Raw genomic sequence first — 14,207 nt, 5'->3', positions numbered from 1 at the left:
CCAGTACCATTACTGGTATTCACTTTGCTTGAGCCGCACCACAAATCAATCAAGACTTTGCAATGTTTCTAAATGAGGTTAACCCCGACACACACTGTCAGTTACCCCTAGTTTCTGCATGACCTGCACAACTATTTGTTCAGGTGTCAATGCGATATCAATCGTAATTGCCTCATGAACGTCAGGTTCTTCTAAAGTATCAAGCTGAGTCTGCAATAATGAAGGGTCGAAAAAATGGCCTGCTCGCTCAGCAAGGCGCTGTTTTAACAACTCATATGACCCTTTTAAATATACAAACTGCACATTCTGGTCATGGCCGCGTAAAATATCTCGGTAGACCCGCTTGAGTGAAGAACAAGTAAATACTGCGGTCTCACCTGCCTGCTGCTTCTCTTCAATAGCTTTACGAATCGCGTGTAACCAAGGCATGCGATCTTCATCAGTTAAAGGAATACCCTGACTCATCTTGCTTTTATTTGCAGTCGAATGCAGTGTATCTCCATCGAGAAACTCACAAGCCAAATGCTCCGACAGCAACTCACCAATCAGTGTTTTGCCTGTTCCACAGACACCCATTGCAATCACAATCATGGATTACTTACCTCTAATTATAAAATAGTGCTAAGAAGTAGCGTGAAAGACAAACCCAACACCGAAATAATGGTTTCTAATACTGACCAAGTTTTGAGTGTCTGCCCTACTGTCATACCAAAATATTCTTTGATTAACCAAAATCCTGCATCATTTACATGGGAGAAAACTAATGAACCTGAACCTGTGGCAAGTACTAAAAGTTCCGGTCTAACGACGACACCAGCTGTAGCTGCAATCGGAGCGACAATACTACAAGCAGTAGCCATAGCGACTGTTGCCGACCCTGTTGCTAAACGAATCAATGCTGCAACTAACCAGCCCAACAATAACGGTGACAAATTTGCCTTCAAGGCTGTAGAAACGATCTCATTAGAAATACCACTGTCACGTAAAATGCCGCCAAAACCACCACCAGCACCGACAATCAACATGATTCCGGCAATAGAAGCCAAACAACCGCCACAGAATTTTTCGATCTGTTCACGGTTAAAGCCCTGCATCGTACCAAAAGTAATAAAGCTGACCAGTACGGCAATAAGCAATGCGATATCAGAAGTACCAATGAAACGTAGTAAGTCGTTTGCGAAAGTTTGTGGTGCAAAGAAAAGATCAGCCCAACTTCCGATTAACATTAATACGACAGGCAACATAATCGTAAATAAGGTAATTCCAAAGCTTGGTAGCTCACGAGTTTCTTTCTTATCTACCTCAACAAATTGCTTAAACAATGGATTGTTCTCAGGCAATTTGACATATTTGTTGATCCATAATGCATACAACGGCCCTGCAACAATCGCCGTTGGTACGCCTACTAATAAGCTGTAGGCAATGGTTTTACCAATATCAGCGTGATATGCCTGTACTGCCAACAATGCTGCTGGATGTGGTGGAATCAAACCATGCACAACGGACAACCCTGCAACCATAGGCAAACCTACGACCAATAATGACTTGCCTGTTCTTTTGGCAATGTTAAAAGCAATTGGAATAAGGAGTACGAAGCCCACTTCGAAAAATACGGGCAGCCCCACAATAAGGGCAATGAACATCATGGCCCAGTGAATATTTTTCTCACCGAACCATTTAATTAAAGTAATTGCTATTCGCTCTGCGCCACCCGACTCGGCCATCATTTTACCGAGCATTGTTCCGAGTGCGATTACAATCGCAAGGTGACCCAAGGTTTTACCAGTACCAGCTTCGTAGGATTTAACAATATCGCCCATTGGCATGCCAACAGCTAAGGCTAAACCGAGTGAAACAATAATAAGAACTAGAAATGGATAAATTCTGAACTTCGCGATCATGACAACTAAAGCAATAATCGCGATTACAGTATAGATAAGCAACATGCCACCCTGAACCGTCTCCATGTGACATTTCTCCTTGGAGTAACTATCTAGGCAACTAAGCCCAAATAAAGGTCTTCAACCAGGATAATTCCTACTGTTGAGACACTAATTTTTTATATTTAGGTATGACCAGCATCACTACTGGTCATATCGACACAAGCTCTAAAGCACATCAAACGCACTTCATTTTTATAAATATTTACTACATTTAATCAGCTCTCAACTGACTAGCGAATTGTGCCAAGCGAGTAATTTCCGCCCAATCTTGTGAAGCAACTGCCGCTTTCGGTGTTAACCACGAACCACCAACACACACCACATTTGGTTGCTTCAAGAAATCCGGAGCTGTCTCTACAGTAATGCCACCTGTAGGGCAAAAACGTAGGTTTGGAAATGGACCATAAAATGCTTTTAGCATCTCGACTCCACCCGCTTGCTGAGCCGGAAAGAACTTCACAATTTCATAACCTAATTCAATTGCCTGAATCAGGTCACTTGGCGTCATCACACCCGGCAATAAAGGCAAACCTGCATCTTGCGCAGCCAAATGTAAATCTTTAGTTAAACCCGGTGACACACCAAATTGAGCACCGGCTTTTTTGGCTTGGGCACAATGTTCTGGCTTGGTAATCGTACCTACACCGACCACAATGTCATCAGCCAACTGGCTCGCACGCTCAATAGCAGCAAGGCCAGCAGCGGTACGCAACGTAATTTCCAATACTTTTACGCCACCAGTGTGCAAAGCACGTGATACATGTTCACCTTGTTCGGCAGAATCAAATGCCAGTACCGGAATCACGGGTCCTAATTGAACAACATCTTCAATCTTAATCATTACTTTTCTATTCCTATTATTATTAAAGTCTAAGGTTGAACACTTTCACCAACTAATGCACCAAACACAGAAGCACCATGCTCAGCTGGTGCAGCAGCGGCACGGAACACACCAAATAATTCACGACCAAAGCCGACTTCGTTTTCTGCCTGATGTTCTGGCTGTGCAACAGGGCGTGACTGCCAAACAGCTTCATCTATCTCAACATCGAGTACGCCAGCCTCAGCATCAATCACCAACATATCTCCCGTTTGCACTTTAGCAATCGGACCGTTCAACAAAGCCTCTGGAGATAAATGAATCACTGCTGGAACTTTGCCTGAAGCACCTGACATACGCCCATCAGTTACTAATGCCACATGGAAGCCTTTATCTTGTAAAACACCTAATACAGGGGTTAAACGATGTAGCTCTGGCATACCATTCGCACGCGCGCCTTGGAAGCGAACAACAGCAATGAAATCACGGTGTAACTCACCACGATCAAATGAAGCTTGCACTGCTTCTTGAGAATCAAACACGATTGCAGGTGCTTTAACTTTACGATGTTCTGGAGCAACGGCAGAGATCTTGATCACACCACGTCCCAAACGCCCTTGCATTAAACGCAAGCCACCATCTGGTTGGAATGGCTCATCGAAACTACGCAAAACTTTGTCATCAAGGCTTTTAACCACGCCATCAACCCAAGTGAGCTTACCGTCGATCAGTTTTGGCTCTTTGGTGTAATGGTATAAACCCTTACCTGCAACGGTAGTCACATCGTTATGTAGCAACCCAGCTTCAAGCAAATTACGAATGAGGAAAGCAACCCCACCCGCAGCCTGAAAATGGTTTACATCGGCTTTGCCATTTGGATAGATTTTGGCTAACAATGGAACAACGGCAGACAATTCATCAAAGTCGTCCCAGTCAATCAAGATTCCAGCAGCACGGGCAATCGCAATAAGATGCAAAGTATGGTTAGTTGATCCACCTGTGGCTAATAACGCCACAATGCCGTTTATAATTGCTTTTTCATCAACTACATGACCAATCGGCGTGTAGTTTCCGCGCTCAACAGTTAAGTCAAGTACACGAATGGCAGCTTCTGCTGTGAGGGCATCACGTAACGGTGTGTGAGGATGAACAAATGCAGCACTTGGAAGGTGTAAACCCATCACTTCCATCAACATTTGATTACTGTTGGCTGTACCGTAAAACGTACAGGTACCTTGACCATGATAGGCTGCTGATTCAGCTTCAAGTAAGGCATCTCGCCCAACTTCGCCGGTTGCGAACTGCTGACGGATTTTGGCTTTATCATCATTAGATAAACCACTTGTCATTGGGCCCGCAGGTACAAAAATGGTAGGTAAATAGCCAAACTGCAAAGCACCAATCAATAATCCTGGCACAATCTTGTCGCAGACACCTAAACATAATGCTGCATCAAACATGTTATGAGACAGTGCAATCGCAGTGCTCATGGCAATCGTTTCGCGAGAGAACAATGATAGTTCCATGCCAGCATTACCTTGAGTAATACCGTCACACATCGCTGGCACACCGCCTGCAAATTGCGCTACCCCACCATTTTCACGAGCGGCTGTTTTAATTAGATCTGGAAATGTTTTATAGGGTGCATGTGCCGAGAGCATTTCGTTATATGAAGATACAATGCCAATATTTGGCTCACGGCCTACTTTAATAATTAATTTTTCATTATCTTCCATGCTGGCAAAACCATGAGCCAGATTGGCACATGAGAGTGCACCACGAGCTGGAAATTTGCCTTGTGCATGTTCAATACGTTGTAAATATGCAGAACGAGTTTTTTGACTACGCGCAATTACGCGCTCGGTAACTTTTGCCAGTATGGGATTCGGCAAGTCCATGCAGGACGCTCCTGTACAACCGGATAAGCCGGAAAATAAAAATAAACCAAATGATATATTTTCTGATCATTTGAAAAAGGATGAATAATATTATTCAGGCGAAAAGCGACATGCAACCCCAGTCAATACTGCTGTAATGGCCTCAGCACAAGCCTTAAAGGCATAGTAAGCTTAGGTTTTAGACCAAAAACCTATTTAAAATCTCAATTATTTATGCTTAAACTGAACTTCAGAAATTATGGTAAAAATATCGTAATATCAATATTATGAAATACATTTAACAACATCTAGATAATAAGCTTTTCATACTATTTTTTAGTTCTAATAAGCCTATGTTTTATTCTTTATAATTCTCATTCCTACTATTAATTCTTAATTTCAATTACGTATATTATTTGTAATATATTTTTCAAATTTAATTAAAGAGACTTCTGCCCTCTTAATAAAGAATCAATACCCAACATTTAAAAATGAAATTTGATTCAAGCTTACTTTTCATAAATGTATACAAAAAAATCGTTTGCATCCTTATAAAAAAACAAGGAATACAGTGATTAAGGTTTATAGTGGATAAATATTAGTTACAAATAATTTGATGGTCGATAGTGCTTAAGTCTAATGGGCTAAAGTCTATCTTGGACAGAAAAACAACACATGTTAAAACATGACAACCCGTTCAACCTGTATCTGAAAAATAATACATTTTGAACAGGAAGTTAGGAAAACTATTTTAAATCAGGACGTGGGTATTTCAACGTGGCTACATCAGTATTAGTTATCAATTGCGGCTCTTCATCTATTAAATATGCTCTAGTTTCAGAACGTCGTGAAGATCGTATTTACGGTTTAGCAGAAAACTTGGGAGCTGCTGACGCTCGTATTAAGGGAGTGACAGTTGGTGGTGAACCACTTGAACTTGCTATCCCTTATGCTGACCATGCCAAAGCTTTAGAAACTTTACTTGCACGTCTTGCCAACTATAAACCGCAAGCAATCGGACATCGTGTTGTACACGGCGGTAGTTTAACTAAAGCCGAATTACTCACTCCTGAAATTATTGAACGTATTCGTGCTGCGACGCCTTTAGCTCCGCTTCATAACCCAGCACATTTAATCGGTATTGACGCAACCGTACGCCTATTTCCTGAATTACCTCAAGTTGCAGTCTTTGACACCGCATTCCATCAAACCATGCCACCGCATGCCTACCGTTATGCAATTCCTAAGTTCTTATATACTGAACATAACGTCCGTCGTTATGGCTTCCATGGTACAAGCCATGCCTATGTGTCTGACCGAGCGAGTGAACTCGCAGGCAACCTGAAAAAAGGCGGTTGGTTAACAGCGCACCTAGGAAATGGTAGTTCAACTTGTGCGGTCTGGAACGGACAAAGTGTTGATACTTCTATGGGCCTTACTCCACTTGAAGGTGTGGTGATGGGAACTCGTAGTGGTGACGTTGACCCAAGCTTACATAGTTTCCTTGCGAAAAATCTTGGTTGGGATTTGGCTAAAATTGATAAGGTTTTAAACAACGAAAGTGGTCTACTTGGCTTATCGCAATTGTCTAATGACATGCGTACAGTTATTGAAGCAGCAGAAATTGGCAATGAAGATGCTTGCCTTGCAATTGAAGTATTTAGTTATCGCCTTGCAAAATCACTTGCTGCACTTAGCTGTGGTTTACCAACTTTAGACGGCCTCATTTTCACAGGTGGTATTGGTGAAAACTCGGCATATATTCGTGAAAAAACTTTAGCGTATTTACCTCATTTTGGTTTGCAGCTCGACAAAGATCAAAACAACAACTTAAAACGTGGCACTGAAGGCCGAATCGACAATGGAACAGGTCCGCAAATTTGGGTCATTCCAACAGACGAAGAAGGCCGTATTGCCAAAGAAACTCGTCAAGTTGTTGAAGCGGCAGGAACTACAGCATCTGTAGCGAGCCTTGCTTAATCAGATCTTAGCGAAAACTCGATATTCATTTATTTATAGGTTTATATGAATACAATTTTATTGATTCCTACAGGTGAAGGGGTTGGTTTAACCTCTGCCTGCCTAGGCATGATTTACGCGCTTGATTGTAACGGGATTAAAGCAGGCTTTTTAAAACCATTTTCCCAAGAAGACCAAGAGCATCTTGATCGAACAACTTCATTATTCGGTCATTTATTTCAAGGTAAAACTGTTCAATCTATTTCGCATGAAAAATTAACTCAGCTTATTGCTGCTGGGGAAGTGGATGAATTACTTGAAGAAGCTGTGAGTCTACATCGCAGTGTTGCAGCAGACCATGATGTCATTATTGTAGAAGGCTTATTACCAAACGGACAAGACCACTTCGCCAGTGAACTCAACGCAAGTCTTGCACAAGCACTTGATGCAGAAGTCGTATTGGTCAGTACAGCAGATATTCAAAACCCTAAAAAAGCCGCAGAAAAAGTAGATGCTCATTTACGTCAGTTTGGCGGTGCAGCGTCAAATCGTACTGCGGGTGTACTCTTTATGCGTACCCGTGGATTAACCGAAGAAACAGCACAAATTCCTGTTGCGTTTGATCCATCATTACGCGCAACAGAAGACATCGCAAAATTTACGACAGAATTGCAAAAATATAACCGTTATTTTGGTTCTAGTGACTTACCTATTATTGGTTTAGTTCCATTTAGTAACACCTTAAGCGTACCAAGAACCCTAGATATTGCGAATGTGATTGATGGGCAATGGGTACATCAAGGTGAAGCTAAAACACGCCGTATTTTGCATTCAAGTTTAATTGCTTCAAGCATTGAATATGAACTCAATAAATTTATTGCAGGTGAACTAATTATTAGTGCGTCTGAGCGTACCGACGTATTACTGGCAAGTAGTTTGGCGACCAGTAATGGTATTCCACTCGCTGGCTTGGTTCTTACTGAACGTGAAGCACCAGCTCCTGAGCTTTTAGAGTTTTGCCAAAATGCGATCAAGCAAGGCTTACCAATTTTACATACACGTCTCAATACATTAGAAACTGCTCAGCGTTTATCTGACTTTGGTAATGAAATTCCCGTCGATGATACTGAACGTGCAGAACAAGTGACTCGTTTTGTTTCAAGTCATATTGATGTCGAATGGCTTAAGCAGCACAGTAACAATGCAGCTACCCCTCGCCTGTCTCCATCGGCTTTTCGTCATGAACTAGTGCAAAAATCGATTGCAGCGAAAAAACGCATTGTACTGCCTGAAGGCGATGAGCCACGCACCATCCAAGCTGCAGCCATTTGTCAGGCACGTGGCATTGCTGACTGTATTTTACTGGCAAAACCAGAGGCTGTTCAGGATGTTGCAAAAGCCCGTGGTATTGAATTACCAGCCGGATTAGCAATTGTTGATCCAGATAGCATTCGCGACCAATATGTAGCACCAATGGTCGAGCTGCGTAAAGGTAAGCTCAACGAGCTTCAGGCCAAAGAACAACTTCAAGACACCGTAGTGCTCGGTACAATGATGTTAGCTTTAGACGAAGTAGATGGCCTAGTTTCCGGTGCAGTACACACCACAGCAAATACGGTCCGCCCAGCTTTCCAGCTCATCAAAACAGCGCCAGATTATTCACTAGTTTCATCTATCTTCTTTATGCTTTTACCAGATGAAGTTTATGTGTATGGCGACTGTGCGATTAATCCAGACCCTACCGCAGAACAATTAGCTGAAATTGCGATTCAGTCTGCTGACTCGGCTAAAGCTTTTGGAATTGATCCACGTATTGCCATGATCAGCTACTCAACCGGTACTTCTGGAACAGGTGCAGATGTTGAGAAGGTACAACAAGCAACTCAAATTGCTCAGCAACGTCGACCTGATTTACTTATTGATGGTCCACTTCAATATGATGCAGCTTCAGTTGAAAGTGTTGGACGCCAAAAAGCTCCAGACTCACGCGTTGCAGGTCGTGCCAATGTATTTATTTTCCCTGACTTAAATACGGGTAACACGACTTATAAAGCAGTACAACGTGCTGCGAATGTTGTGAGCGTTGGACCAATGTTGCAAGGTTTAAACAAACCTGTAAATGACTTGTCTCGCGGAGCATTGGTAGATGACATCGTCTTTACTATTGCATTAACGGCAATTCAGGCTGAACAGCAAGCTGCTGCTAAATAACTAATAATTTGATCCGCTTCTACCTCTCGCCATTTGATGTCCGCTCAAATGGCTTTTTTTATTTTAATCATTTCAAAATAAATAATTTTCCTATCTCTGACATTTAAATACCCCCTATATAGTCTTATGCGACTTTCGGTCAAAAGATCAACCAATCTCCCACAAAACTATCTTTTTGTCATATAATTTAGCCCGCTAGCTAACAGCCCGCTCAAGAGATTTTTGGTATGACAACGATTATCAAACAAGATGACTTGATTACATCAATCAAGGACGCCCTACAGTTTATTTCGTACTATCACCCGCAAGACTTCATCCAAGCGATGAGCCGTGCTTATGATCGCGAAGAAAACCAAGCTGCAAAGGATGCAATTGCACAGATTTTAATTAACTCTCGCATGTGTGCGGAAGGTCATCGTCCAATTTGCCAAGATACTGGTATTGTTAACGTTTTCCTTGAAGTGGGTTTAGATGTTAAATTTGATTTAACAATGAGCTTAGACGATGCAGTAAATGAAGGTGTTCGCCAAGGTTACCTTGAAAATAGCAACGTTCTTCGTGCATCGGTACTTGCAGACCCTGCATTTGGTCGTAAAAATACAAAAGATAATACCCCTGCTGTAATTCACTACAAACTCGTTCCGGGTAACAAAGTAGATATTACTGTTGCTGCTAAAGGCGGCGGTTCAGAAAACAAATCTAAACTTGCGATGCTTAACCCATCTGACTCGATTGTTGATTGGGTACTTAAAACTGTACCAACAATGGGTGCAGGCTGGTGTCCTCCAGGTATGCTCGGTATTGGTATTGGTGGTACTGCTGAAAAAGCCATGATGCTTGCTAAAGAAGCACTCATGGAAGAAATCAACATGGACGAATTACTTCGCCGTGGACCAGAAAACAAAATCGAAGAACTTCGTATCGAAATCTTTGAAAAAGTAAACGCACTTGGTATTGGTGCTCAAGGTCTTGGTGGTTTAACCACTGTTCTTGATATTAAAATTAAAGATTACCCATGCCACGCTGCTGGTAAACCAGTAGGTATGATTCCTAACTGTGCTGCTACTCGTCATGCTCACTTCCAGCTTGATGGTTCAGGTGTAGCTCATATTCAAGCACCTAAACTTGAAGATTACCCATCTGTAACTTGGGATTCTTCAAAATCTAAACGTGTAAACCTTGATACCATTACTCAAGCAGAAATGGATTCTTGGAAACCAGGTGACACATTACTCCTTAGCGGAACAATGTACACAGGTCGTGATGCTGCGCACAAACGTATGGTTGAAATGATCGACAACGGTGAAGAATTACCAGTTGATCTTAAAGGTAAGTTTATTTACTACGTTGGCCCAGTTGATCCAGTGGGTGACGAAGTTGTTGGTCCTGCTGGTCCTACAACTGCAACACGTATGGATAAATTCACACGTAAAGTACTTGAGCATACAGGCTTGTTTGGCATGATCGGTAAGGCTGATCGTGGTCCTACAGCGATTGAAGCAATCAAAGACAACAAAGCAACTTACTTAATGGCAGTTGGCGGTGCAGCTTACCTTGTATCTAAAGCTGTTCGCGAAGCTGAAGTTGTTGCGTTTGCAGACTTAGGTATGGAAGCAATCTACAAATTTGTAGTTGAAGATATGCCTGTTTCTGTTGCAGTTGATGTAAACGGCACTTCAATTCATGCAATTGCTCCAAAAATCTGGCAAGCGAAAATTGGAAAAATTCCAGTAGTCGACGCTGCGGCAGGCTAATCAAGAAAAGCACCGAATTCGGTGCTTTTTTTATGCATTCTTTTTTATTTTAAAATCTGAAAAGAATTGTAACAATTACTTCTTCAATCTGTGCTATTAATAAATGCACTCTCTCGCCATATATTGAATATAGGTCATTTCATGACTATTCGCCCTATTCTTAAAAATCTTTCAATCAGCCTCTGCTTAAGCTGTATTACGACAAGCTTATTTGCTTCTCCTGCCAAATTAAGTTCAGTTAAAGAACTCATGCAAATGAGCCAAATTGATTACTTACTTAAAGAATCAATTAATGAATTAACGCCTTATTATGATCAACAAGCAGAACAGATCGTTAGTAATATCACGGGTATCAAAACTTTAGGTCCTAAAGAAAAAGAAGCTGCGAAAAAGCTTGGTTTACTATTGAAAGATTCAAGTAATCAACTGATAAGCAATCCTAAAACTGCACAAGCCTTACAAGATATTTATTTAAAGACATATTCTGAAGAAGAGATTCAAGCGAATCTTAAGTTTTTAAAAACCCCAGAAGGCCAATCGATTACACGTAAAAACGTACAGATTATGGGGCAAATTTCAGAATATATGATGGAGTTAGGACAACAGACCTTTAATGACCCTAAAGCAAGGGATCATATGCAAGAAGAGATGCTTAAAATTATTGCACCACTCATGAAGGATAAAGAAAAGTCTTAACTTTTCTTTATCCTTTGCAGGCCATTACCAAGTTAAAGGGTTCCATAATTTAAATGGTTTAATCAGATGTACATCTGATTTTTCATCATATTTGGCAGGTTTTAATTCTTGTGGTTTATGCCGAATCTTGCCCGAAGCATCTTCGGCTACAAAGTTGTAGCTTGAAGATTTCAACTCAGTAAAAGCAATTTCTCTACGACCAATATTATCTTGCATTAACATAAATGGGCCAGTGTGTTCACCACGGTCCATTTTATTTTCTTCATCATATTTCAAATAATAAGACGTTCCTGCCTCAACAGTTATATCCATATATTTTGGTTCTTGAAAATGAATCCCCAATAAAGGGCGGCTCGCAGAAAGACGATAAGTCCCTGCTGGCAATTCAATCCAATAATAATGGTTATGTAGTAGGCTCGGAATTCGCTTGCCATTTACAAACAGGTTAATCGCCGCGATTTCCTGACGATTCCATTTCGTATCTGGTCGATAGAGATAAACGACAGCAGCTTGTGCGTTTTGTGGTTTGATCGGAACGAATGTCTGACCCAATTTTTGATTAACCCAACCACCTACAGCAAAACCACCTACGTGATATTGGTCTAATAGTCCGGGTTCTTTTTCAACATCGACTTTAGGTAAGGTTGCAGTCAATTCACCCGTATTTTTTTCTAAATGAGATGAACTTTGACAGCCCACAAACAGTCCGGCACAGCACAAAGATACGATTAAATAACGCATGGCATCCCTCAAAGCGTTTTGTTTTTGATTTATTTTTTACACCGCAAAACTATGCGTATTTTGTATTTTTAAGATTAACACCACGCACATAAATTGAAAACAAAAAAAGCATGAATCACTCACGCGATTCATGCTTTTTAGATGAATGAAATCTATGCAGACTTCGAATCAATAACCTTTAAATCTGCCTTAGCAACACTTTCATGCGTTGCAGCTTCTTTAGGTTGGCGCTCAGCTTTATAAACAGGCTCTGCTTCACCATTGATCACTGCTTCATTAATGACGACTGTTCCAACATCAGTACGGCTTGGTAAATCGTACATGGTTTCAAGCAGTACGTTCTCCATAATAGAGCGTAGACCACGCGCACCCGTATTGCGTTCAAGTGCTTTCTTCGCGATAGCACGCAATGCAGAATCTTCAAAGATCAGATCAACATTTTCCATGGTGAAAAGATATTGATACTGGCGAGTTAATGCATTTTTTGGCTCAGTCAAAATTTGCATTAATGCTTCTTCATCCAACTCTTCAAGTGTAGCAATCACTGGTAAACGACCAATGAATTCTGGAATTAAACCAAATTTCACTAAATCGGTTGGCTCAACCTGACGGAACAATTCAGCAAGTTTTTTGGTTTCATCTTTGTTTTTAACATCAGCTGTAAAACCAATACCGCCTTTCTCTTGACGCTGCTGTACAATTTTTTCCAAACCAGAAAATGCACCACCACAAATAAACAAGATATTCGAGGTGTCAATTTGGATAAACTCTTGCTGCGGATGCTTACGCCCACCTTGCGGAGGAATAGAAGCCACTGTACCTTCAATCATTTTTAACAATGCTTGTTGTACACCTTCACCTGAAACATCACGCGTAATTGACGGGTTTTCAGATTTACGAGTAATCTTGTCAATTTCGTCAATATAGATAATGCCCTTCTGAGCTTTTTCTACATCGTAGTCTGCTTTTTGCAAAAGCTTTTGTACAATATTTTCAACATCTTCGCCCACATAACCAGCTTCGGTTAATGTCGTTGCATCTGCCATTGCAAATGGAACATCTAAAAGGCGAGCCAATGTTTGCGCAAGTAAAGTTTTACCCGAACCTGTAGGTCCAATCAGTAGAATGTTACTTTTAGCAATTTCTACTTCTTTAGACACATGGCCATTATGACCAACTTTTAGGCGTTTATAATGGTTATAAACCGCAACAGATAACGTCTTTTTGGCAAGATCTTGACCAATCACATATTGATCAAGCGCAGCACGTATTTCATGTGGTTTTGGCAATGCCTTACTCGCCCAGTCCCCTGCTTCAACCTGTTGGCTGGTTTGTACAAGGTCTAAGCAGACATCCACACATTCATTACAAATATATGCGTCCTCACCTGCAATCAGTTTCCCGACTTCAGACTGCGTTTTACCGCAAAATGAACAATGTTTTTGTCCTTGAGGATGTTCGGACATATTCACTCCACAAATAGAATCTTAAATATTAGGGCAAGATGCACTGCATAAATAACTAAATGGAGATCTTTTTCAACATCTCAAGTTATTTACATCAGAAGGTCCTTATGGACGCTTACTTAACACCTGATCAACCAAACCATATTCTTTAGCAGACTGTGCTGTCATAAAGTTATCACGGTCAGTATCACGAGCAACGGTTTCGTAGTCTTGACCACTGTGCTCTGCCATTAAGCGGTTTAAACGTTCTTTAATAAATAGAATTTCACGCGCATGAATTTCAATATCCGATGCTTGACCGCGGAAACCACCTAATGGTTGATGGATCATGACACGGGCATTTTCTAGACAATAGCGTTTGCCTTTAGCACCAGCATTTAACAAGAATGCACCCATTGACGCAGCTTGACCCATACAATATGTCACGACATCAGGTTTAATAAACTGCATCGTGTCATAAATAGCCATGCCCGCTGTCACAGAACCACCTGGAGAATTGATATAAAGGTGGATATCTTTATCAGGGTTTTCAGCTTCTAAAAACAACATTTGGGCAACAATCAGATTTGCCATGTTGTCTTCAACTTCACCTGTTAAGAAAATGACGCGCTCACGTAAAAGTCGTGAATAAATATCAAAAGAACGTTCGCCGCGAGAAGATTGTTCAACCACAACAGGAACTAAAGCATTTTCAATTGTTGGAACATACATACGTTATTTATTCCTAAATTTTTTGTGAC

General features: G+C 41.1%; 11 protein-coding genes and 1 pseudogene. 5 read left to right on the top strand and 7 right to left on the bottom strand.

The window, feature by feature from the left end; translation table 11 throughout:
- Window positions 1-78 precede the first annotated feature (78 nt).
- The 4 genes from BMW38_RS08740 to edd form a co-directional block, all read right to left on the bottom strand.
- Entirely contained in the window at window positions 79-591 is a 513-nt protein-coding gene (locus BMW38_RS08740) for a gluconokinase (RefSeq protein ID WP_005036944.1), read from the bottom strand.
- 17 nt (window positions 592-608) lie between these two features.
- Window positions 609-1,967: a GntT/GntP/DsdX family permease gene (locus tag BMW38_RS08735; protein ID WP_005036945.1), complete on the bottom strand. Its 1,359-nt coding sequence runs from the start codon at window positions 1,965-1,967 to the stop codon at window positions 609-611.
- 187 nt (window positions 1,968-2,154) lie between these two features.
- Window positions 2,155-2,784 carry a bifunctional 4-hydroxy-2-oxoglutarate aldolase/2-dehydro-3-deoxy-phosphogluconate aldolase gene (gene eda, locus BMW38_RS08730; RefSeq protein WP_092707303.1) on the bottom strand — a complete coding sequence of 210 codons (630 nt, stop codon included), beginning with the start codon at window positions 2,782-2,784 and terminating at the stop codon, window positions 2,155-2,157.
- 29 nt (window positions 2,785-2,813) lie between these two features.
- Complete coding sequence (gene edd / locus BMW38_RS08725; protein WP_092707301.1) at window positions 2,814-4,661, bottom strand: phosphogluconate dehydratase; 1,848 nt, start codon at window positions 4,659-4,661, stop codon at window positions 2,814-2,816.
- 654 nt (window positions 4,662-5,315) lie between these two features.
- On the opposite strand from edd, the pseudogene BMW38_RS08720 reads away from it, so the two are divergent.
- The 5 genes and pseudogenes from BMW38_RS08720 (at window position 5,316) to BMW38_RS08700 (ending at window position 11,260) form a co-directional block, all read left to right on the top strand.
- Window positions 5,316-5,436, top strand: a pseudogene (locus BMW38_RS08720) (hypothetical protein).
- On the top strand, window positions 5,418-6,620 hold the full coding sequence (locus tag BMW38_RS08715; protein WP_017391295.1) for an acetate/propionate family kinase: 1,203 nt from the start codon (window positions 5,418-5,420) through the stop codon (window positions 6,618-6,620). The pseudogene BMW38_RS08720 and the gene BMW38_RS08715 overlap by 19 nt, the downstream one beginning before the upstream one ends.
- Before the next feature lie 45 nt (window positions 6,621-6,665).
- Complete coding sequence (gene pta / locus BMW38_RS08710; RefSeq protein WP_092707299.1) at window positions 6,666-8,810, top strand: phosphate acetyltransferase; 2,145 nt, start codon at window positions 6,666-6,668, stop codon at window positions 8,808-8,810.
- Between the two features lie 227 nt (window positions 8,811-9,037).
- Window positions 9,038-10,564, top strand: a complete 1,527-nt coding sequence (locus BMW38_RS08705; RefSeq protein WP_004641080.1) for a fumarate hydratase — start codon at window positions 9,038-9,040, stop codon at window positions 10,562-10,564.
- Window positions 10,565-10,705: 141 nt separating this feature from the next.
- On the top strand, window positions 10,706-11,260 hold the full coding sequence (locus BMW38_RS08700) for a DUF2059 domain-containing protein (RefSeq protein ID WP_003654848.1): 555 nt from the start codon (window positions 10,706-10,708) through the stop codon (window positions 11,258-11,260).
- Window positions 11,261-11,284: 24 nt separating this feature from the next.
- Here the strand turns inward: BMW38_RS08700 and BMW38_RS08695 are convergent, their stop codons facing one another.
- The 3 genes from BMW38_RS08695 to clpP form a co-directional block, all read right to left on the bottom strand.
- The gene (locus tag BMW38_RS08695) at window positions 11,285-12,001 is read right to left on the bottom strand and encodes a DUF2846 domain-containing protein (protein ID WP_005036950.1); all 717 of its coding nucleotides are present in this window, start codon (window positions 11,999-12,001) and stop codon (window positions 11,285-11,287) included.
- 152 nt (window positions 12,002-12,153) lie between these two features.
- Window positions 12,154-13,467 carry an ATP-dependent Clp protease ATP-binding subunit ClpX gene (clpX, locus tag BMW38_RS08690; RefSeq protein WP_092707297.1) on the bottom strand — a complete coding sequence of 438 codons (1,314 nt, stop codon included), beginning with the start codon at window positions 13,465-13,467 and terminating at the stop codon, window positions 12,154-12,156.
- Between the two features lie 105 nt (window positions 13,468-13,572).
- Complete coding sequence (clpP, locus tag BMW38_RS08685; protein WP_003654845.1) at window positions 13,573-14,178, bottom strand: ATP-dependent Clp endopeptidase proteolytic subunit ClpP; 606 nt, start codon at window positions 14,176-14,178, stop codon at window positions 13,573-13,575.
- Between the last annotated feature and the right edge of the window lie 29 nt (window positions 14,179-14,207).

The organism is Acinetobacter sp. yr461, assembly GCF_900110445.1.
Taxonomy (GTDB): Bacteria; Pseudomonadota; Gammaproteobacteria; order Pseudomonadales; family Moraxellaceae; genus Acinetobacter; species Acinetobacter calcoaceticus.
The sequence above is the reverse complement of the archived record's forward strand: the minus strand, read 5'-3'. Positions and strand labels throughout refer to the sequence as shown.